Here is a 19572-nt window from a genome sequence, read left to right as displayed (position 1 = left end):
GCAACAAATCCGCCTCTTTTAACGACCGAATCATGGCCGTAGCTTGTGGAATCTGGAATTGGCATCTGACTAAAAAGAAAGAGGCTATTTAGGAACAAGTCTACTGACTACTGCTCTGCTGACCGCTACTGCCTTGCTGAGTGCCCCGGCGGCGGCCCAGTCCCACCGCGTGCCCATGCACTCCACCGCCACGGCGCGGCTGGGCCACCTGACTTCGACCGCGGCCGGGCTCACGCCCGCTGCCCGCCAGACCATGCTCAGCCGCCCCGGCCGCGCCGTCTATTATACCTGGGATGAAAGCACTTCCGCCTGGGTCGACCCCACTGTCCTGACCTACGCCTACGACGGCCGTGGCGCGCTGACGGAGGAAGTCGCGGCCGATTCGGCTACCCTTGTCAACCAAACCCGGCTGCAGTACACCTACGATGCGCAGGGCCGCAATACGGGGGAGCTCAACCAGGTCTGGGACGGCAGTACCTGGCAAAACCAGAGCCGCTTCCTGGCCACCTACGACGCGCAGGGCAACACCACCGAGGAGCTGCAGCAGAACTGGCGCAGTGGCGCCTGGTTTACGGCTTTCGGCTCCCGCTACGCCAACACCTACCTGGGCAGCGTGCTCAGTTCCCGCACCGAAACCCGCTGGGACAACGGCACTTTCGAGAACTGGAGCCGGGAGGTATACACCATCAGCAACGGAGAGTGGACGACCATTACCGCGCAGGAATGGGCCTTGGGCGCGTGGCAGGACTACGAGCGCCTGACCGACATCGTGTGGCAGGACTGGGCCAGCCGCCGCCTGGCCACCCTCACCGACCAGACCTGGGTTGGCACGTGGCAGGACCTCTCCTACATCACGGCCACCCACGCCCCCAATGGCAGCAGCGTGTACACCATCCAGGTGCCCACCCGCAACGGCACCCGCCTCAACGACAGCCGGCAGTCGGAGTTGTATGATGCCCAGGGCAGCTTCCTGCTCTACCAGGAAGAAACCTGGCGAAACGCCGCCTGGGAAGTTACCGATGCCTACCGCGAGCTGCCCACATATGCTGGCGCCGACCGGGTCACCCGGCGCATCACCCAGTCGTATGACAACCAGCTTGCTGCTTTCGTCAACCAGGAACGCTTCAACTACGCGGGCTTTGTAATCATCACCGGCGCCGCCAGCCCTGTACTGGCCGCCGACCGGCTCCAGCTGTACCCCAACCCCACCACCGGCCGCGTAACGGTGCTGCTGCCCGGCACTACGGCCCTCACCGGCGCCGTGCTGAATACCCTGGGCCAGCAAGTGCAGCAGTTCACCCTGGCCCCAGGCGGGCAGCTCGACGTGACGACCCTGCCGGCCGGCGTGTACACCGTGCGCCTGCAAACGCCCCAGGGCCAGATAACCCGGCGCCTGATTCGCCAATAATCCACCTCCAAAGCAAAAAGCCCCGCTACTGCTCGTAGCGGGGCTTTTTTTGGTTAAGCAAGCAGGCTAGCGTACCCGCACGTAGCGGCGGGACCGGGCGGGAGCCACCAGCACGGGCCGGCGCCGCACGACCACGGGGGCCGGCACCACGACCACGGATGGCCGGGGCTGGTAGTACACCCGTCGCGGCGGGTGCGGCCGCACGGCCACCGCCGGGGCGGCGGCTACGCAGCTGGTCAGGCCTTCGCTCAGCAGGAGCAGCACAAACAATGCGGGGAGTTTCAGCAGGTTTTTCATCCGATGGAGGCCGCGGGTTTTAGAAACGGCGCTGTGGATAAGATGGCAAAGCCCAGCCCAGGTTTAAAGCCCCCCCCAAACAGGGGCAACCCAGACCTGGGCCGCCCTTGTTGGGGGGGGGGGCTTCGTTGTCAAAACTGCAGGACCCCGGGCCGGCACGAGTGCAGGATGTACTGCCCGCCAAACCGGATGTAGCGGTCGGGGTTGGGCACATAGTCGAGGTCGGTTTTCAGGCTCAGGTCGCGGATGTTGGACAGGTAGCGCAGCGAAGAGCGCTGGGTTTCGTCGCGGCGGTGGTCTTCCTGGGTGATGCCGATGTTGAACTGGTACTTGGTATAAGTGAAATGGATGTTCATAAACAGCTGGTCGTGCACCACGTGGTTCCAGCGCAGGGCCGAAGCGAGGTTGCCCCAGCCCCGGCCCGAGTCTACCTTGCTGTAGTCGGCGCTGTCGGCATCCTTGGTGCGGGCGTAGAACTTGTCGTAGCCGGTGCAGGCGCTCAGGTAGAGCCGGTCGCGACTACCCAGCTTCCAGTTAGTTGAGCTCGCCGTTCGGGTCGTGGAAGAAGTAGCCGATGGTGGCTGAGCCGCCATTTGCCGCCGCCGCGCCGATGATGGGCCGGGCCAGCACGTCGAGGGAGGGGCGGCGGGCCGAGATGATGAACGAGGCCGTATCCTTCTTGATGGGTCCTTCCAGCGTCAGCTTCGAGGCCACCAGGCCCACGGCGCCCTCGCCGTGAAACGCCTGCCTGTTGCCTTCCTTCATCGAAATATCCGGCACCGACGACAGCCGCCCGCCGTAGCGGGCCGGCAAGTCCCCGCTTAATGAGCTCCCCGTTATTGATGGCATCGGCATTGAACACCGAGAAGAAGCCGAACAGGTGGAAGGATTGTACACCGGCGTGCCGTCGAGCAGAATCAGGTTCTGGCCGGGGGAACCGCCGCGCACGTACAGTCGGCTTTGCCCTTTGCCCCCGGTCTGCACGCCGGGCAGCAGCTGCAACACCTTCAGCACGTCGGTTTTGCCCAGCAGGGCCGGCAGCAGCTTGATCTGGGTGAGGGGCACGTTGATGGTGCCCATGCGGGTACTCTGGGCTATTTTCTCCTCTCTGCTGCCCACCACCTCTACCCCGGCCAGGGGGCCAGGGCGCTGCTGCCGGCTTGCAGCTGAAACGTGTGGCTTACGCTGCGCGCGGCCTTCGCCGCGTAGCGCACCTTTTCGTAGCCCAGGTACGATACCAGCCGCCGCACCGAGTCGGCCGCCGTGGGCAAGGTCAGGGAGTAGAAGCCGTAGGTGTTGGTGGCCGTGCCCTGGCCGCTGCCGGGGTTGATGACGGCCACGCCAATCAGGGTTTCGCCGGTGGCCCGGTCGCGCACGTAGCCGCTGACAGTAAATTTAGCGGCCTGCTGGGCGTAGCCGGCGCCGGTGGCCAGCAGCAGGCTCAGCACTAAAGAAAGGCGGAGACACCGAATCATACCGTAGGAGCTGGCAAGAAAACGGTAGAAGTAACGGGCGTTAAAGTGGCTTTCCCAACGCCGGCCGGGCGCGTTTGGGGTGCTGTAAAGTAGAGGCGGCCAAGCCGGATAAGGTTGGGTAGCGGGCAGCAAAAACGCCGGCTGTTTGAAAAAACAGCCGGCGTTGACATCAGATAACCCGCAGTCTATTTTCGGGCGCTGTACTCGTCGTTCAGGTGCTTGAGCACCCGGGTGGTGATGTCGATATCCTTGCGGCCGTAGGCGATGGTGCCGCTGGGCGCGGCAATCAGGATCAGCTTGTAGCCGTTGGCCTTACCGTATTTCTCCACCTGCTTGTTGATGCGCTCCAGCACCTGCTGGGTCATCTTGGCTTCTTCTTCCTGAGCCTGGCGCTGCAGCTTTTCCTGGGCCTGACCGGCCTGCTGCTGCTGGGCCTGGAGCTTCTGCTCGGTAGCGGCGCGCTGCTCGGGCGTCAGGCTCTCGGCCTGCTTCTGGTACTGCTGCACGGCCGTCTGAAAGCCGCGAATCAGGCTGTTGTTCTGCTGCTCCCAGCCTTTGGCCTTGGCCTCAAAGGCCGTGCGGGCGGCCTGCATGCCCTTGTAGCCATCAAGCAGCTTGCCCGATTCGACGTAGGCGACCTTGTTCGTGTCGGCCACGGCTACCACGGGCGCGGGTGCCACGGTGGCTACTTCGGCCGTGCTGTCGGCAGCTTCCTTCACCATTACGGTCTGGGCGGCGGGTACGGCGGCTTTGGGAGTGGCGAAGTGCAGGTAAAACAGGACGAGGATGGCAATGGCCAGCACGGCATCAATAACGAGGCGCAAAGGGTTGTTCATTCAGCGGGTGGTTGCTTTTTTGAGTAGAGCCCACAGGGGCAAAAACGTTGGCTACGCCACCCAAACGGGTAGCCGGCGGCCAACGGCAGGTCAAAGAAACGCAAAAAGCCCCGCAGATTGTAACCTGGCCGCCGATAAGCCGGATTTACGGTCTACTACTCAGACCCCGGCCTGCCACTCTTCGCCCAGCACGGCGTACAGGTACTCGTCGGCCCAGCCCCCTTTGAACCACACGTGCTGCCGGAAATGCCCTTCGCGCCGCATGCCCACGCCCGCCAGCAGCCGCACCGACGCCAGATTCCGGCAATCGGTAATGGCCAGCACGCGGTGCAGCGCCAGCGCCCGGAAACAGTAGTCGAGCAGGCCGCGCAGGGCCTCGGTGGCGTAGCCCCGCCCCTGCCAGGCCGGCGCCAGCGTAATGCCCACCTCGCCCAGGCGGGGATCGTCGGCGGAAAGGTGCAGGGCACAGTCGCCGATCAGCTCGTCGGTAGCGGCCAGCGCAATGCCGATCTGCACCCACTGGCCCGGCGCGGCCGGAATGGTCGCCCGGCGCTGAACCCGCACGAACTCCTCGGCCTGCGCGGCCGAATAAGGCTCCCAGCTCTGGTAGAGGGCCACCGTGGCATCGGCGCGGTAGGCCAGAAACCCCGCCGTATCGGCGGGAGTAAGCAGGCGCAGCAGCACGCGCCCGGCGGGCCAGGAAAAAGGCTCCGGCGGCTTGGGTGGCAGAAAAGGCATCGGCAAATATATCCCCGGCGGCGGAACTCTACTGGGGCGCGTCATCGGCGTCATCAGCATCATCCAGGTCGGTTTCCGGCGGGCCACCCGGCTTTTCCAGAAACGGCGGACTCAGCTCAACCCGGGCCGGCTTGGGGTCGGTCAGGCCAATGTGCAGCAGCGCGTCGCCCTGGTTGACTACCGGCATGTGGTTGAGCCCGATGATGTAGCCCGCCACCGGCGACTCCAGCCGCACGGAGTTCTCGCCGTAGGGGTCGGCCACGCTGCCGTAGACCTGCCCTTTTTCCAGAAAGTCGCCGTTCTGCACCTGGGTGTGAAACAGGCCCGCGTACTTGGCCCGCAGCCAGGTGTGGCGCAGGCACACCACGCTGGGCCGGGCCGGCGGCGCGGCCTCGGCCGCCATGCACAGGTGGTGCAGCACCCGAAACGTGCCGGCAATGGCCAGCTCAATGCCGGGCTCATCCAGCCGCAGCGACTCCCCGGCTTCGTACACGATAATCGTTTTCTGCTGCTGAAAGGCAGCTTCGCGCAGCGAGCCGGGCCGCAGCGCCGAGTGCAGGGTGAAGGGTGCGGCAAACGCCTGGGCCAGCGCGTCGGTATCGGGATGGCCCAGCAGGCAGCGCACCTGCGGCATGTTGGAGCGCGCCGCGCCGCCGGTGTGGAAGTCGATGCCGCAGTCGACCAGCGGCATGATTTCGCGCATGAAGCGGTGGGCCACGCGGCTGGCCAAAGAGCCGCGGGGGTGGCCCGGAAAGCTGCGGTTCACGTCTTTGCCGTCGGGCACCTCCCGGCTGAAGTTCAGGAAGCCGTAGATGTTGAGGATGGGAATGGCAATGATGCTGCCCCGCAGCGGGTGCAGCAGGTCGCGCCGGATCAGCCGCCGGATGGTTTCGATGCCGTTTACCTCGTCGCCGTGCATGCCCGCCAGCAGCAGCACCGTGGGGCCCGGCACCGTGGAGCGGAACACGTGCACCGGCACGTCAATGACGGTGCCCGAGGGCAGCTTCGAAATCACCAGGCGCGTGAGCACCCGCTCGCCGGGCCGGATGGTGAGGCCATTCAGCTCCATGTCGTTTGGTTGGCGGGCGTGCGGCACGGGCAGGGGCGGTTAGAACGAGATAAAAGAACCCTGAAAAAGTCTTTCCGGCTGGCGCAAGCTCCCCGGAAACACCCCAGCGCTACGCCGGCACGTCCGACTGCGAGTCGGGCATGGCGGCCGGCTCCCGGGGTTCGGCGGAGCTTTTGGGCTTGGTTTTACGCTTGCTCAGCTGCTCGGTGAACTCAATGATTTTGCCGGCAATATCCAGGCCGGTGGCTTTTTCGATGCCTTCCAGTCCGGGCGACGAATTCACTTCCAGCACCAGAGGGCCGCGCTTACTCTGCAGCATGTCGACGCCGGCAATGCCCAGGCCCAGGGCTTTGGTGGCCAGCAGCGCGGCCGCCTTCTCGGCCCGACTCAGCTTGACGAGCGTACCGCTGCCGCCGCGGTGCAGGTTCGAGCGAAACTCGCCCTCCTTGCCCTGCCGCTTCATGGCGCCCACCACTTCGCCGTTGACCACAAAGGCGCGCAGGTCGGCGCCCTTGCTTTCGGCAATGAACTCCTGCACGATGATGCGGGCCTTCAGGTTGTGAAACGCCTCAATCACCGACTGCGCCGCCTTGGCCGACTCGGCCAGCACCACGCCCAGCCCCTGGGTGCCCTCAAGCAGCTTGATGATGACCGGCGCGCCGCCCACCTGCTCAATCATCGCGGGCACTTCGTCGGAGTAGTTGGTGAAGGCCGTTTTGGGCATGCCCACGCCGGCGCGGGCCAGGATCTGCATCGAGCGCAGCTTGTCGCGGCTGCGCACGATGGCCTGGCTTTCCACGGCCGTGCGCACCTTCATCATCTCAAACTGCCGCACCACGGCGCAGCCATAAAAGGTGACCGAGGCGCCAATGCGCGGGATGATGGCGTCGAAGCCTTCGAGAGTATGGCCTTGGTAGATAATTCCGGGCTTCCCCTTTTCCAGCACCAGGTTGCAGTGCAGGTGGTCGAGCACCACGGCCTGGTGACCGCGCTGCTCGGCGGCCTCTACCAGGCGGGCGGTAGAATATAGCTTCGGCTCACGCGACAGAATCGCCAGTTTCATTGGGAGGGTGCTTGGGTGGTGAGAGGAGAGCAGAAGCGGGGAGAGCGGTAAAAGTACGCAATGCGGCTATGGCTGCGGCCGGGTAGTTTTCAAAAAGCGGTAAGAGACGTTGCGGCGGCCCACATCGACCACAAAGCGCCCGCGCCGCAGCAGCAGCCGGCCTATGAGCACGGGGTAGCGCATGTCGGAGCGGTCGGACAGCGAGAATTCCGTTTCGAAGTCTTCCCCAAACAGCCGGATGACGGTGCTGATGACGTAGCGCTCCTGCACTTCGCCGTTGGAGCTTTTGATGTCGCGCAGCAGGAACTCCGTGAATTCCAGCGGGCGGCCGTTGAACTGCGGGTGCTCGTCGTCGAGCAGCAGCACGCGCAGCACCGGGCGACCATCGGGCCGGTTGGCCACGTGGATATCGGAGCAGTGCAGGGCGCCGGTAAACGCGCCGGTATCGACTTTGGCTTCGACGCCCCAGAGCTCAAACTGCGGAAAGTCCACCAGCTCGCGTCGTCCTACCACCCGCTTCAGGATACGCTGTTTTTTCATGGCCTTAAATGTAACGCGAAGTTCCACTTCGCGAAGCAGTCACGCCGTCCTTGCTTATGTTGGGAGCCCCAACGCACGGCGGGGGCATTTTACAACGCAAAACTTCGTGCTACTACCTAGCTAGCCCTTGTAGCTGATGCGGTACACGGCGTCGTTCTGGTCGTCGGACACGAGCAGGGATCCGTCGGGCAGCATGAGCAGGCACACGGGGCGGCCCCAGCTTTTCTGCCCCTGCAGCCAGCCTTCGGCGAACGTTTCGTAGCTGGTGGTCCGCTGCCCGCTGGCGTCGAGCCGGACGAGGCTGATGCGGTAGCCGATTTTGCTGCTGCGGTTCCAGGAGCCGTGCTCGGGAATGAAGATCTGGTTGCGGTAGGCGGCCGGAAACTGCTTGCCGGTGTAGAACTTCATGCCCAGCGCGGCCACGTGCGGCCCCAGCTTGCGGGCGGGCCGGGTATACGTTTCCACCGATTTGCCCGCGCTCAGCTGCGGATCGGCTACGTCGCCGGCGAAGAAGTAGGGGAAGCCGAAGTGCAGCCCGGGAGCGGCGGCGCGGTTCAGCTCATCGGCGGGGGTGTTGTCGCCGAGCTGGTCGCGGCCGTTGTCGGTAAACCACAGGGCCTTGTCCACCGGGCTCCAGTCGAAGCCCACGGTGTTGCGCACGCCTTTGGCCACGGTTTCGAAGGCCGTGCCGTCGGCATTGAGGCGGTTGATGGTGCCGAAAATCGGCTCCTCCGGCTCGCAGGAGTTGCAGGGGGCGCCCACGGGCACGTAGAGCTTGCCCTCGGGACCAAAGGCAATGTAGCGGTAGCCGTGCCAGTCCTTGTTGGGCAGCTTGTCGTACACCACGGCCGGCCGGGGCTTCTGCCGCAGGGTTTTGGCGATGTTGTCGTAGCGCACGATGCGGTTTATTTCGGCTACGTACAGGGCCCCGTTGCGCACGGCCACGCCGTTGGGCGCGTTCAGGCCGCTGGCGATGGTCACCACTTCGTCGGCGCGGCCGTCCTGGTTACGGTCGGGCAGGGCGTACACCTTATCGTCCTTGGTGCCCACGTACACGGTACCGTCGGGGCCCATAGCCAGCTCCCGGGCACTTTTTACGCCCTGGGCGAAGTACGTGATGGTAAAGCCGGCGGGCAGCCTGATCTTGCTGAGGTTGGCATCGGCGGCCGCCAGCGGCTTTTCGGGAGAGAAGCCGAAAGCCAAAGGAGCAAGCAGGGCGAGGGGAAGAAGGCGGCGCATCATACTGCCTCAAACCCACGGCAGCTTCCGAAGGTTGCGCATTGGCGCGGGCGGCGGGGCCGGGCGGGCAGCGCCACCGCCAAGGCTAAGGTATTTCCCGTATCATTTCGTCAGCGTAGCCAGCTGCGGCCACCGCCGCGGCATCACCGCTTTCCCTCTTTTAACTTATGCGCAACCCTTTGAAACGAGTCGGCCGGCTGGCGCTGAGCCTGGCAGTATTCCTGCTGCTGGCCGGGGTGGCGTTTGCCAACCTGAGCCCGGAGCTGGGCGGCAAGCCCACCAAAACGCAGAAGCGGGCCTACGCCCGGTCGGGCCACTACAAAAACGGGGAGTTTCACAACCTGGTGCCCACCACGCTGATGACCGGCGGCAGCACCGTGTCGGCGCTGTGGAAATTTCTGTTTGCTAAAAATCCTCACGCTGCCCCCGCTGGCCCCCTGCCCACCCGGCCGCTGGACTCGCTCAGCATCACCCGCAAAACGGCCGGCCTGGTGCGGGTGACGTGGTTTGGGCACTCGGCCAGCCTGGTAGAAATTGCCGGCCGCAACATCCTGCTCGACCCGATGCTGAGCGTGGAAATGGGGCCGCTGTCGTGGGTGACGCCCAACCGCTACAACCCGCAGCTGGCCATCACCGCCGAGCAGCTGCCGCCCATCGACGCGGTGCTGATTTCCCACGACCACTACGACCACCTCGACTACCAGACCATTCTGCGGCTCAAGGAAAAAACCGCGCATTTCTACGTGCCCCTGGGCGTGGGCGCCCACCTGCTGGCCTGGGGCGTGGCGCCGGCCAAAGTGCACGAGCTGGACTGGAACGACTCGGTGCAGCTGCCCGGCCTGACCATCATCAGCACCCCGGCGCGCCACTTTTCGGGCCGGGGCCTGACCAACCGCAACTCCACTTCCTGGTCGTCGTGGGTTATCAAATCGGCCACGAAGCGCGTCTTCTACACCGGCGACGGCGGCTACGGCCCCCACTTCCAGGCCATCGGCCGGCAGCACGGCCCCTTCGACCTGGCGCTGGTCGAGTGCGGGCAGTACGATGCGGGCTGGGCCGAAATTCACATGCGGCCCGAGCAGAGCGTGCAGGCCGCCCGCGACGTGCGGGCCCGGCTGATGCTGCCCGTGCACTGGGGGGCCTTTACCGAAGCCCACCACGCCTGGAACGAGCCCGTGCAGCGGGCCACGGCCGAAGCGGCCCGCCTGGGCCTGCCCATTACCACGCCCGAGCTGGGGCAGCCCATCACGCTGGATGCCGGGCCGCTGCCACAGGTGGCGTGGTGGCGATAGGGCTTAGCGCGCTTCCCGCTGGCGCACCAGCCGCTCATACTCCCGCTCCGACAGCTGGCCGCCGAAGCTGCTGTACACGCGGATGCCACTCATGAGCACGCCAAAGCCCCAGAACACGGTTGGCCACACGGGCCAGGGAATGTGGAAGCCGCGGCGGCCGAAGGGCCCACCGGTGTAGTCGTCGGTAAGAAACCAGATAACCCACAGCAAAGTATTGACGACCAGATAAGTAAACAGGTGGGATTTGAACTTGGCGCGGGCTTTGGCCAGGCGCCACAGTTCGGGGTCACGGGTGGTAGCAGCTTCCATGGTACTGGTTTTTTTGGGATTAGCAATGGCTAAAAGTAGCGGAAGGCTTTCCATTTCCAGACCTGAATATTCCCAGCCGGCAAGCTTTGCGGCCCAAGTGTCGAATACCCCGGATGAAGCGTCAGCCTGCTGACCCGCGCTGGCTCATTTCACCTTGCTTCACCCCCAGCAGCTGCAGATTCTCCCCTCCCCGACTAGCGCGTTCAGGCCCGGGAACCGGGCCGGACCTAAGCTGTCGTTGCGAGCAGGCACGAGCGGCTCATTTTACCACTGCACATCCTGCGGATGGCGCCGCACGTAGGCGGCCACGTCGTGGAGCAGGCCGGCGTGGCCGGCTTCCAGCAGCACGGTTCGGGTGTTGGTGAGGGAGGCAATGAACTCCTGCAGGCCGGCGTGGGGAATCACCCGGTCGTAGCGGCCCAGGAAAAACGTGACGGGCGTGGGCCGCCTGTTGAGCCCGGCGGCCAGCTTTTTCAGCTCGAAGACCAGGTGGCGGAAGCCCGTCCAGCTGCAGTACACGCGCAGGCGCTTCTCGCGGCTGTCGAGCTGCCACTGGGCAAAGCGCACCAGCCCCGAATCGATGAGGCGGCGCTGGGCCAGCACGTCGATGAAGCGCAGCAGCCGCTGGGGGCGCAGCACGGCCCGGCCCAGCACCCCGCGCATCCAGGGCGGATACGTGGCCAGGGAGTACCAGAACTGGGTGCGGATGCCGTCGGGGGCAATCAGCCATACCTGCTCTACCCGCGCCGGCAGCTGCTCCACCACCGTGAGGGCAAACTTGGCGCCCATACTAAACGCCAGCAGCCCGCAGCGGTCGATGCCGTGCTCAGTCATAAACCCGGCCAGCAGCTCGCCCAGGCGCTTTTTAGTGAGGGGAGCATCCGCTTTGGCCAGCCGGCTCTGGCCGTGGTAGAACAGGTCGAGGGCGTAGAGGGTAACGGCCGGGCCGAGGGCGGCGGCCATGCCGCGCCAGTGGCTTGCACTCTGGCCGTAGCCGTGAAACGCCAGAATAACGCGGGGTCCGGTGCCGTATTGGTGGTAGTGCAGCTTGGTTTTCAAAGCAAAATCGGGCAGTAAGGAGGAACGGGGCGGCCGGCCCGGCCCGGCTAATAACTCGGCCGCGCTGGCAGCTCCCGGCTTCTACAGCTTGGAGACGCCGCCCGACACGATGAACTTCATCACCTCGCTGCTCGGCAGGTCCAGCAACGACACGTTCTCCTGGGGCACCAGCAGCAGCTCGCCCGAGAAGTTGTAGGAGTGCGGGAAGTAGACGGCCATCAGCGCGGGCCGGTGAATGGCCGTCATGCTGGGTTGGGTTACGAAGCCCATCTTGTAGCACTGGTCGGCGGCATTCAGGCGCACCAGCACGGGCTGGTTGAACTTCTGATTGTCGCCCACGAAGGCGTCGAACAGGTCCTTGATACTGGAATAGATGATGCTGACCAGGGGCGTGCGGTGCAGCACCCGCTCGGCCAGAATCAGGAAGGGCCGCACCATAAACGACTTGGCAATAAAGCCCACCGCCGTCACCATGCCCATCACCAGCAGTAGGCCGAGGCCGGGAATGTGCTGCTCGTTCCACTTCAGCTCAAACGTATTATCGAGCCAGCTCAGCACGGCAAACAGGATGTAGACGGTGATGCTGATGGGCGCCACCACCAGGAAGCCGCTGAGGAAGTAGTTGAAAATCTTGCGCATCAGGGAGAAAGCCAAAAAAATGCCCGGCCGCAACCGGCCGGGCAAATAACGAGTATTCGCCGGTGCGTTCCTACGCCCGGCGCCGGGGCCGGCTAGGCGCCCACCGGCACGGGCTCAATACGGTCGGCCACGCGCTGCATCAGCCACATGGGCGTGCTGGTGGCCCCGCAGATGCCGACGCTGCTGGCGTTTTCAAACCACTGCTCCTGCAGCTCCTCCTCATTTTCGATAAAGTAGCTGCGCGGGTTGTTTTGGTTGACCACGCTGAACAGGGCCTTACCGTTGGAGCTTTTGCGCCCGCTCACGAAGAGGATAACGTCGTGGAGCACGGCGAACTTGGCCAGCGCCGGCTCCCGGTTGCTGACCTGCCGGCAGATGCTGTCGTTGGCATCGAAGGAAGCCAGCTCGCCCCCGGCGGCGGCAATGCGCTCCTCAATGAGCTGCTTCATGTGGTAGAAGCCGGCCGTGCTTTTGGTGGTCTGGCTGAAGAGCGTGACGGGCCGGCTGAAGTCAATCTGGTCCAGGTCGGCCTCGGTCATCACGATGAGGGCGCGGTTGCCGGTCTGACCGGTGAGGCCGGCTACTTCGGCGTGGCCGGGCTGGCCATAAATCACAATCTGCCCGTTCTGGCGCTGGCTGGCGTCGAAGGCGTGCTTGACCCGGTTCTGCAGCTTGAGCACGACGGGGCAGGAAGCATCAATGAGCTCGATGTTGTTGCGCAACGCCAGCGCGTAGGTTTCCGGCGGCTCGCCGTGGGCCCGGATCAGCACCTTGCAGTCGTGGAGCTGCTCGAGCTGCTCCCGGTCGATAATGCGCAGGCCCCGCTCGTGCAGGCGCTCCACTTCCATGCGGTTGTGCACGATGTCGCCGAGGCAGTACAGCATTTCGTCCTGGGCCAGCTCATCTTCCGCCATCTGAATGGCAAATTCGACGCCGAAGCAGTAGCCGGAATTTTTATCGATGGTAACGTTCATGAGAGTAGGGCTTAGAACTCCGGACTTAGCAGCTGGTACTTCTTGGGCAGGCCCGGCAGCACCGTGAAAACCACGGCTCATCAATTCTGGTGCCCAATATGCCAAGGCCTGACTTCCAGGACCTCCATTTATATAACCGCCTCACCGCTATTGTGGTCATGGCCCAGGGCCGCTAGCGAAAATAAACTCGCCGAAACCCGCTCCAGCACAAAATCCACCTGCTCCTCAATCACCATGTGCGTTGTGTCGAGCAGCACCGCGTCGGGGGCCCGGCGCAGGGGGCTTTCGGTCCGGGTAGAGTCGATATGGTCGCGCTTGCGCAGGTTTTCCACGATGTCTTCCAGCAGCACGTACTCATTTTTGGCCGCCAGCTCATCCTGCCGCCGCTCGGCGCGGGTCAGCACGTCAGCCGTCATAAACACCTTGACTTCGGCATCGGGGAAAACGGTGGTGCCGATGTCGCGGCCGTCCATCACCACGCCGCGCTTGCGGGCCATGCGCTGCTGCTGGCGCACCAGGGTGTGGCGCACCGCCGGAATCACCGACACCTCGCTCACGGAGTTGGAAATGCGCATCTGCCGGATTTCGTCCTCCCGAATCACGCCGTCGAGGCAGAGCTCGTTGCGGCCGGTTTTGCGGTTGCGCTTGAAGGCAATGTGGATGTCGTGCAGGGCCTGCTCGATACGGGGCAAATCGTCGAAGGCAATGTCGCGCTCCAGCAGGTAGAGCGTTACGGCCCGGTACATGGCGCCGGTGTCGATGTAGGCATAGCCCAGCTCGGCGGCCACGGCCTTGGCCGTGGTGCTTTTCCCGCACGAAGAGTAGCCGTCGATGGCAATGACGATTTTTCTCATGGCAAAGTCGATCGGCGCAGCAGGGCGTGAAGAACTAGAAGAAGACACTAAATCCAGGTTTTACGCCGGGGCTCCGCAGCCAGCCGGGCAGGTACACTCGCGAAAAATGCCGCTACCGACTCGGTGTCACCCTGCGTCAGCTGCTGCGAAATACGGTAGAAGGGATTGAAAAAATGATTGCCGTTGATGCCCACGCCCGTGGTGCCGTCGGGGCCGGCGGCCCAGGTGCCCTGGTAGGTATCAATCAGACATTGGCCCAGAAAGCAGCCCAGGGCCCTGACGATACCTTCCCGGTCGGCGTCCTGGATGGTGGGCCGCTGGGTTTCGATAAACTCGTCGAGGCGCTGCACGGCGGCGGCATCGTAGGCATTGAGCTGCAGCTGCTGGCGCACGGCTTCCGCGGCTTTGCGCAGGGCAACAAGAGGATTTTCAGCGGCCATAGGCGAAGAGTCAGGGGCGCGGCTGGGAAGCCGTTTGAAGAAATTGGGTGGTCCGGAAGTCGGCGTACTCCGTCAGCAGCCGCGGCAGGTGGCGGCGCCCAACGTGGCCGTTTTGCAGTCGGGCCACAATGGCCGGGTCGTCGGCCAGCAGCACCAGCATCAGCTGCCGGAAGGCGGCTTTCTGCCGGGGCACCAGCAGCCAGCCTTCCGAGTTTTTGCGAATAAACAGCTGGTGGGGCAGCACCAGCAGCTCGAGCAACGAGCGGCTTTCCAGCTGAATATCGACCAGCTGCATGCCCGCGCCCCGAAACAGCTGCCGTCCGAAGGCGGTGGGGTAGCGGCCCAGCTTGCCGGGTGCCAGGCCCTTCACCGTCACTATCGTATCGTTGAAGCCCCGCTGCACGAAGGCCGTCATGTCTTCGGGCGAAAAAGCCTGGTAGTAGTTGCCGCTGTCGTTCATGTACACCCGGTCTACCAGCCAGTCGGCAATCTGCACGGGGTGCCAGATGCCGTCGAGGCCGCGGTAGGAACCGGGATGGTCGCCCGGCTCGTAGCGCAGCGTGGGGTTGCGGGTACGCTCATCAAAGGTGCCGGGCGCAATAAAGGCCGCGTGCCCCTGCCCGACGACGCCCTGCCCGGCTACCAGCAGCACGGCCAGCAGCAAGAAGCGAAAAGCAGGGGCAACGGCGCGGCGGGAATTCACAAACAGAGCAGCAGAAATAGAAAATGCGTTAGCAGAAACAGACCGACTCAGCAGCGTCGGGTCCGGTATTTAGTGACTGTCACAAGGGCAGGGAGCCTTCCCAGACTTCGCTTTGCGCTTATAAGACGCCGTTTTTTTCTGTTGGCTGGTCCGGCGGGCACAGCCCGTTGTGGTCAGGCCGGAACCGGCTATCAGGACGGCCAACAGCAAAGTCACAATCTTTCTCAACGGCGCAGATTTTGGGCAAATATACGGTTCTTTACCCGTTCCTATTTGGGGTAGCTCAACTTCCCGTCCTCTTTCTTCTCGTCTCATGCCTGCCGAATTCAGTCTGCGCGCCAATATTATCGACCTGTTTGCCAACACCATAACCCCGGGTATCATTCACGTGGCCGGGGGCAAAATACGCACGGTGGCGCTGGATAAGGGGGCCCCGCCCGACCCGGCTTTCCCCTATGCGCTGCCCGGTTTTGTGGATGCCCACGTGCACGTGGAAAGCTCGCTGCTGGTGCCGGCCGAGTTTGCCCGCCTGGCCGTAACGCACGGCACGGTGGCCACGGTATCGGACCCCCACGAAATCGGGAACGTGCTGGGCGTGGCGGGCGTGGAGTACATGCTGGCCAGCGGCCGCAGCGTGCCGTTCAAGTTCTGCTTCGGGGCGCCCTCGTGCGTGCCGGCCACGCCGTTTGAAACCGCCGGCGCCACCATCACCGCCGCCGACATCGAGCACCTGTTTCAGAACCCCGCCATCGGCTATCTGGCCGAGATGATGAACTGGCCCGGCGTGCTGCACCGCGACGCGGAGGTGATGGAGAAAATAGCCCTGGCCCAGCGCTGCGGCCGCCCCGTGGATGGCCACGCCCCCGGCCTGCGCGGCGCCGATGCCCGGCGCTACGCCGAAGCCGGCATCAGCACCGACCACGAGTGCTTCACGGCCGCAGAAGCCCTCGACAAGCTGGCCGTGGGCATGAAAATCCTGATCCGGGAAGGCTCCGCGGCCCGCAACTTCGACGCCCTGATTGACCTGCTGCCCGAGCACTACGAAAACATGATGTTCTGCTCCGACGACAAGCACCCCGATACGCTTGTGCTGGGCCACATCAACCAGCTGGTACAGCGCGCCGTGGCCCGCGGGCAGCACGTGCTCAAAGTGCTGCGCGTGGCCTGCCTGAACCCGGTGCTGCACTATAAGCTGCCCGTGGGGTTGCTGCGTGAAGGCGACGCGGCCGACTTTATCGTGGTCGACAACCTGCAGGACTTCCGGGTGCGCCAGACCTACCTCGACGGCGTGCTGGTGGCCGAAAACGGCGAAACGCGCATTGCCTCGCTGCCCTGCCCGGTCGTCAACAACTTCCACGCCCGGCCGGTGCAGGCGTCAGATTTTCAGCTGCCGGCTCCCGCAGCCACGGCCACCGTACGCGTCATCGAGTGCTTCGACGGCCAGCTTATCACCGCCCGCCACGACTTGCCGGCCACGGTTGAAAACGGCCTGGTCGTGCCCCACATCGGGCGGGATATGCTCAAGCTGACGGTGGTAAACCGCTACGCCCCGGCGCCGCCGGCCGTGGCCTTCATTCAGGGCTTCGGGCTGCAGTTTGGGGCCCTGGCCAGCAGCGTCGGCCACGACTCGCACAACATCACCGCCGTGGGCTGCGACGACGAGAGCCTGGCCCGGGCCGTAAACCTGGTAATTGAGGCCAAGGGCGGGCTGGCCGCTGTGGGGGCCAACGGCGAGGAAATCCTGCTGCCGCTGCCGGTAGCCGGCCTCATGTCGGACCAGCCCGGCCACCACGTGGCCCAGGCCTACGCCGCCGCCGATGCCCTGGCCAAGCGCCTGGGCAGCCCGCTCGGCGCCCCGTTCATGACCCTCTCGTTCATGGCGCTGCTCGTCATTCCCAGCCTCAAGCTCAGCGACAAAGGCCTGTTCGACGGCGAAGCCTTCCAGTTCGTGGATGCCGTGGTGTAGCCCAGCCCGGCCGCGCTGGCTCCAATTCCCCAAATCAAAAAAGGCCGCTGCAAATGTTTGCTGCGGCCTTTTTCTACTTAAAACATGAGTTAGTTGGCCGAAAACCGCTTTTGCAGCAGCTTTTCCATTTTTTCCTCGGTCAGCGGCTTGGCCAGGTACTCCACGCCTTCAAACTTCGCTACCCGGGCCGTATCGGCCGAGTGCATGGAAGTGGTCAGCACGGCCAGCACGGTTTTCTCCTTGATCGGGGCGGGCAGCTGGCTGTACTGCTCCAGAAACTCGAAGCCATCCATACCGGGCATCTTCAGATCCACAAACACGAGCTGGGGCACGTCGGGCGCCATGGAGCCGGCGTTGTCGCCTTTGCCCCACAGAAAGTCGTAGGCCTGCTCGGCCCGGGTAAAGCTGTACACCCGGTCGGCCACGTCCAGACGGCTCAGCAGCCGGTTGTTGAGGAAGCTGGTGGTTTCGTTATCATCCACCAACACGATATTGCGGAGCTTTTTGGGCATTGCCAGGTCGGGTTAGAAGCGTAAAACCGGTCTGCAGAGCGGGCCGGCGACGAGGAAGCCTAGAGCCAGCCCTGCTCCCGCATCCAGTCGTCGTTATAGATTTTGCCGAGGTAGCGCGTGCCGTGGTCGGGCAGAATGATGACCATCACGTCTTCCTCTTGCAGGTGCTCTCTAGCGTACTCCAAAGCGCCGTGCACCGCCGAGCCGCACGACCAGCCCACGAATAGACCTTCTTCTTTGGCCAGGCGCCGGGTCATGACCGCGGCATCCTGGTCCGTGACTTTAATGAAGGAGTCAATAAGGCCAAAGTTAACGTTTTTGGGCAAGATATCCTCGCCAATTCCTTCGGTCTTATAAGGATAGATTTCGTTTTCGTCGAAGACGCCGGTTTCCTTGTATTTCTTGAATACCGAGCCGTAGGTATCGAGGCCCAGCGTCACGACGGCCGGGTTCTGCTCCTTTAGGTACTGGGCCGTGCCGCAGATGGTGCCGCCGGTGCCCACGCCGCAGGCCAGGTGGGTGATGGTGCCTTCGGTCTGCTGCCAGATTTCGGGGCCCGTGCTTTCGTAGTGCGCCGCCGTGTTCGACATGTTGTCGTACTGGTTGGGGTAAAACGAGTTGGGCGTTTCCTGGCTCAGGCGGCGGGCCACCGAGTAGTAGGAGCGCGGGTCTTCGGGGGCCACATCGACGGGGCACACCACCACCTGGGCGCCGACGGCGCGCAGAATGTCCTGCTTTTCCTTGCTCTGCTTGTCGCTCATCACGAAGATGCACTGGTAGCCTTTGGCAATGGCGGCCAGGGCCAGGCCCATGCCGGTGTTGCCGCTGGTGCCTTCGATGATGGTGCCGCCGGGCTTGAGCAAACCCGCTTTTTCGGCGTCTTCTACCATTTTCACGGCCATCCGGTCTTTCACCGAGTTGCCGGGGTTGAAATACTCTACTTTGGCCAGCACCGTGCCCTTGATGCCGTCGGCCACTCTATTGAGCTTCACCAGGGGCGTGTTGCCGATGGCCTCAATGACGTTATTGAAATACATGGAGAGAGGAAAGTTGGGTGAGAGGGCTGCAAAGGTACGGATTTCGGCGGGGCGGTCCGCGCGCGGGTCTGGCTTCTTACCTTGCCTGCGGGCCAAATAAACCCTACTTTTGCACACCGGTAGCCGCCTTAGGCCCACTGGTTCCCACCTCAAACCGATAGTATCCTCTAATCCCTCCCCGAATGAGCGTTCTGGTCAACAAGGATTCCAAAGTGATTGTGCAGGGTTTTACGGGCTCCGAAGGCTCGTTTCACGCCCAGCAGATGATTGAGTACGGCACCAACGTGGTGGGCGGCGTAACGCCCGGCAAAGGCGGCACCCAGCACCTCGACCGGCCCGTATTCAACACCGTGGCCGATGCCGTAGCCCAGGCCGGCGCCAACACCAGCATCATCTTCGTGCCCCCGGCTTTTGCCGCCGACGCCATCATGGAAGCTGCGGATGCCGGTATCAAAGTCATCATCACCATCACCGAAGGCATCCCGACCAAGGACATGATTGCGGTGAAGGAATACCTCAAAGACCGTGAGGGGCTGCACATGATCGGGCCCAACTGCCCCGGCGTGATGACGGCCGGTGAGTGCAAAGTGGGCATCATGCCTGGCTTTATCTTCACCAAAGGCAAAATCGGTATCGTGTCGAAGTCGGGCACGCTGACCTACGAAGCCGTGGATCAGCTCACTAAAGCCGGCCTGGGCCAGACCACGGCCATCGGCATCGGCGGCGACCCGATCATCGGTACCACCACCAAGCAGGCGGTGGAAATGCTCATGAACGACCCCGAAACCGAAGGCATTGTGATGATCGGTGAAATCGGTGGCGGCATGGAAGCCGAAGCGGCCCGCTGGATCAAGGAAACCGGCAACAAGAAGCCCGTCGTGGGCTTTATTGCCGGCCAGACGGCCCCTCCCGGCCGCCGCATGGGTCACGCCGGCGCTATCGTGGGCGGTGCCGACGATACGGCGGCTGCCAAGATGGCCATCATGCGCGAGTGCGGTATCCACGTGGTGGATTCGCCCGCCGAAATCGGCGACACCATGCTGCGCGTGCTGGGCGGCAAGTAGTTTCTGACTTTTGAGTTTATAAGTTGAAAAAAGCCCCGGTCTGCGCCGGGGCTTTTTT

At 63.7% G+C, this 19572-nt stretch carries 22 protein-coding genes and 1 pseudogene; 4 read left to right on the top strand and 19 right to left on the bottom strand.

All coding sequences use genetic code 11. The features are described from left to right. Positions 1-175 precede the first annotated feature (175 nt). Complete coding sequence (locus ABD842_RS12425) at positions 176-1408, top strand: T9SS type A sorting domain-containing protein (protein WP_345114221.1); 1233 nt, start codon at positions 176-178, stop codon at positions 1406-1408. A gap of 66 nt (positions 1409-1474) precedes the next feature. Here ABD842_RS12425 and ABD842_RS12420 read toward each other — a convergent pair whose 3' ends face one another. The 10 genes from ABD842_RS12420 to ABD842_RS12375 all read right to left on the bottom strand — a co-directional run bounded on the left by ABD842_RS12420 (position 1475) and on the right by ABD842_RS12375 (position 8665). Further along, positions 1475-1705 carry a hypothetical protein gene (locus tag ABD842_RS12420; RefSeq protein WP_345114219.1) on the bottom strand — a complete coding sequence of 77 codons (231 nt, stop codon included), beginning with the start codon at positions 1703-1705 and terminating at the stop codon, positions 1475-1477. Positions 1706-1836: 131 nt separating this feature from the next. Beyond that, entirely contained in the window at positions 1837-2298 is a 462-nt protein-coding gene (locus ABD842_RS12415; RefSeq protein ID WP_345114216.1) for a hypothetical protein, read from the bottom strand. Next, positions 2240-2827 (bottom strand): TonB-dependent receptor plug domain-containing protein, encoded by a 588-nt coding sequence (locus tag ABD842_RS12410; RefSeq protein WP_345114214.1) that lies wholly within the window; start codon positions 2825-2827, stop codon positions 2240-2242. Before ABD842_RS12410 ends, ABD842_RS12415 begins: the two co-directional genes overlap by 59 nt. 2 nt (positions 2828-2829) lie before the next feature. Then, positions 2830-3180, bottom strand: coding sequence for a carboxypeptidase-like regulatory domain-containing protein (locus tag ABD842_RS12405; protein WP_345114211.1), 351 nt, complete (start codon positions 3178-3180; stop codon positions 2830-2832). Positions 3181-3365: 185 nt separating this feature from the next. Next, positions 3366-4016 carry an OmpH/Skp family outer membrane protein gene (locus ABD842_RS12400; protein WP_345114209.1) on the bottom strand — a complete coding sequence of 217 codons (651 nt, stop codon included), beginning with the start codon at positions 4014-4016 and terminating at the stop codon, positions 3366-3368. A 159-nt stretch (positions 4017-4175) separates the two neighbouring features. Next, positions 4176-4754, bottom strand: a complete 579-nt coding sequence (locus ABD842_RS12395) for a GNAT family N-acetyltransferase (RefSeq protein ID WP_345114207.1) — start codon at positions 4752-4754, stop codon at positions 4176-4178. Positions 4755-4782: 28 nt separating this feature from the next. Continuing rightward, the gene (locus tag ABD842_RS12390) at positions 4783-5850 is read right to left on the bottom strand and encodes a succinylglutamate desuccinylase/aspartoacylase family protein (RefSeq protein WP_345114205.1); all 1068 of its coding nucleotides are present in this window, start codon (positions 5848-5850) and stop codon (positions 4783-4785) included. Positions 5851-5932: 82 nt separating this feature from the next. Further along, a complete protein-coding gene (gene rimK / locus ABD842_RS12385) occupies positions 5933-6886 on the bottom strand; it encodes a 30S ribosomal protein S6--L-glutamate ligase (protein ID WP_345114202.1) in 954 nt (317 codons plus the stop codon). Positions 6887-6952: 66 nt separating this feature from the next. Continuing rightward, a complete protein-coding gene (locus ABD842_RS12380; protein ID WP_345114199.1) occupies positions 6953-7426 on the bottom strand; it encodes an ATP-dependent zinc protease family protein in 474 nt (157 codons plus the stop codon). Positions 7427-7546: 120 nt separating this feature from the next. Next, positions 7547-8665 carry a PQQ-dependent sugar dehydrogenase gene (locus ABD842_RS12375; protein ID WP_345114196.1) on the bottom strand — a complete coding sequence of 373 codons (1119 nt, stop codon included), beginning with the start codon at positions 8663-8665 and terminating at the stop codon, positions 7547-7549. Between the two features lie 167 nt (positions 8666-8832). Here ABD842_RS12375 and ABD842_RS12370 point away from each other — a divergent pair, with 167 nt between their 5' ends. Continuing rightward, positions 8833-9957, top strand: coding sequence for an MBL fold metallo-hydrolase (locus tag ABD842_RS12370; protein WP_345114194.1), 1125 nt, complete (start codon positions 8833-8835; stop codon positions 9955-9957). A 3-nt stretch (positions 9958-9960) separates the two neighbouring features. Here ABD842_RS12370 and ABD842_RS12365 read toward each other — a convergent pair whose 3' ends face one another. The 7 genes from ABD842_RS12365 to ABD842_RS12335 all read right to left on the bottom strand — a co-directional run bounded on the left by ABD842_RS12365 (position 9961) and on the right by ABD842_RS12335 (position 14935). Beyond that, complete coding sequence (locus ABD842_RS12365; RefSeq protein WP_345114191.1) at positions 9961-10266, bottom strand: 2TM domain-containing protein; 306 nt, start codon at positions 10264-10266, stop codon at positions 9961-9963. 264 nt (positions 10267-10530) lie between these two features. After that, positions 10531-11325: an alpha/beta fold hydrolase gene (locus ABD842_RS12360; RefSeq protein WP_345114188.1), complete on the bottom strand. Its 795-nt coding sequence runs from the start codon at positions 11323-11325 to the stop codon at positions 10531-10533. Between the two features lie 81 nt (positions 11326-11406). Further along, complete coding sequence (locus tag ABD842_RS12355) at positions 11407-11964, bottom strand: DUF502 domain-containing protein (RefSeq protein ID WP_345114186.1); 558 nt, start codon at positions 11962-11964, stop codon at positions 11407-11409. Between the two features lie 92 nt (positions 11965-12056). Further along, a complete protein-coding gene (locus tag ABD842_RS12350; RefSeq protein ID WP_345114184.1) occupies positions 12057-12938 on the bottom strand; it encodes a 4-hydroxy-3-methylbut-2-enyl diphosphate reductase in 882 nt (293 codons plus the stop codon). A 128-nt stretch (positions 12939-13066) separates the two neighbouring features. Further along, positions 13067-13792, bottom strand: coding sequence for a (d)CMP kinase (gene cmk, locus ABD842_RS12345; RefSeq protein WP_345114181.1), 726 nt, complete (start codon positions 13790-13792; stop codon positions 13067-13069). A gap of 47 nt (positions 13793-13839) precedes the next feature. Next, positions 13840-14232, bottom strand: coding sequence for a hypothetical protein (locus ABD842_RS12340; RefSeq protein ID WP_345114178.1), 393 nt, complete (start codon positions 14230-14232; stop codon positions 13840-13842). A gap of 10 nt (positions 14233-14242) precedes the next feature. Next, entirely contained in the window at positions 14243-14935 is a 693-nt protein-coding gene (locus tag ABD842_RS12335; RefSeq protein ID WP_345114175.1) for a hypothetical protein, read from the bottom strand. A 313-nt stretch (positions 14936-15248) separates the two neighbouring features. Between ABD842_RS12335 and ade the strand changes: the two genes are divergently transcribed. Next, positions 15249-16901, top strand: coding sequence for an adenine deaminase (gene ade, locus ABD842_RS12330; protein ID WP_345114173.1), 1653 nt, complete (start codon positions 15249-15251; stop codon positions 16899-16901). An 89-nt stretch (positions 16902-16990) separates the two neighbouring features. Here ade and ABD842_RS12325 read toward each other — a convergent pair whose 3' ends face one another. Together ABD842_RS12325 and ABD842_RS12320 are read right to left on the bottom strand one after the other, a co-directional pair. Continuing rightward, the gene (locus tag ABD842_RS12325; RefSeq protein ID WP_345114170.1) at positions 16991-17413 is read right to left on the bottom strand and encodes a response regulator; all 423 of its coding nucleotides are present in this window, start codon (positions 17411-17413) and stop codon (positions 16991-16993) included. Between the two features lie 62 nt (positions 17414-17475). Further along, a pseudogene (locus ABD842_RS12320) lies at positions 17476-18450 on the bottom strand (PLP-dependent cysteine synthase family protein); the annotation flags it as partial. 182 nt (positions 18451-18632) lie between these two features. Here ABD842_RS12320 and sucD point away from each other — a divergent pair. Then, positions 18633-19514: a succinate--CoA ligase subunit alpha gene (gene sucD, locus ABD842_RS12315; RefSeq protein ID WP_345114168.1), complete on the top strand. Its 882-nt coding sequence runs from the start codon at positions 18633-18635 to the stop codon at positions 19512-19514. Positions 19515-19572: the final 58 nt, after the last annotated feature.

It is taken from the genome of Hymenobacter algoricola (assembly GCF_039539525.1).
GTDB lineage: Bacteria > Bacteroidota > Bacteroidia > Cytophagales > Hymenobacteraceae > Hymenobacter > Hymenobacter algoricola.
This window is presented reverse-complemented; position numbering and strand designations above follow the sequence as displayed.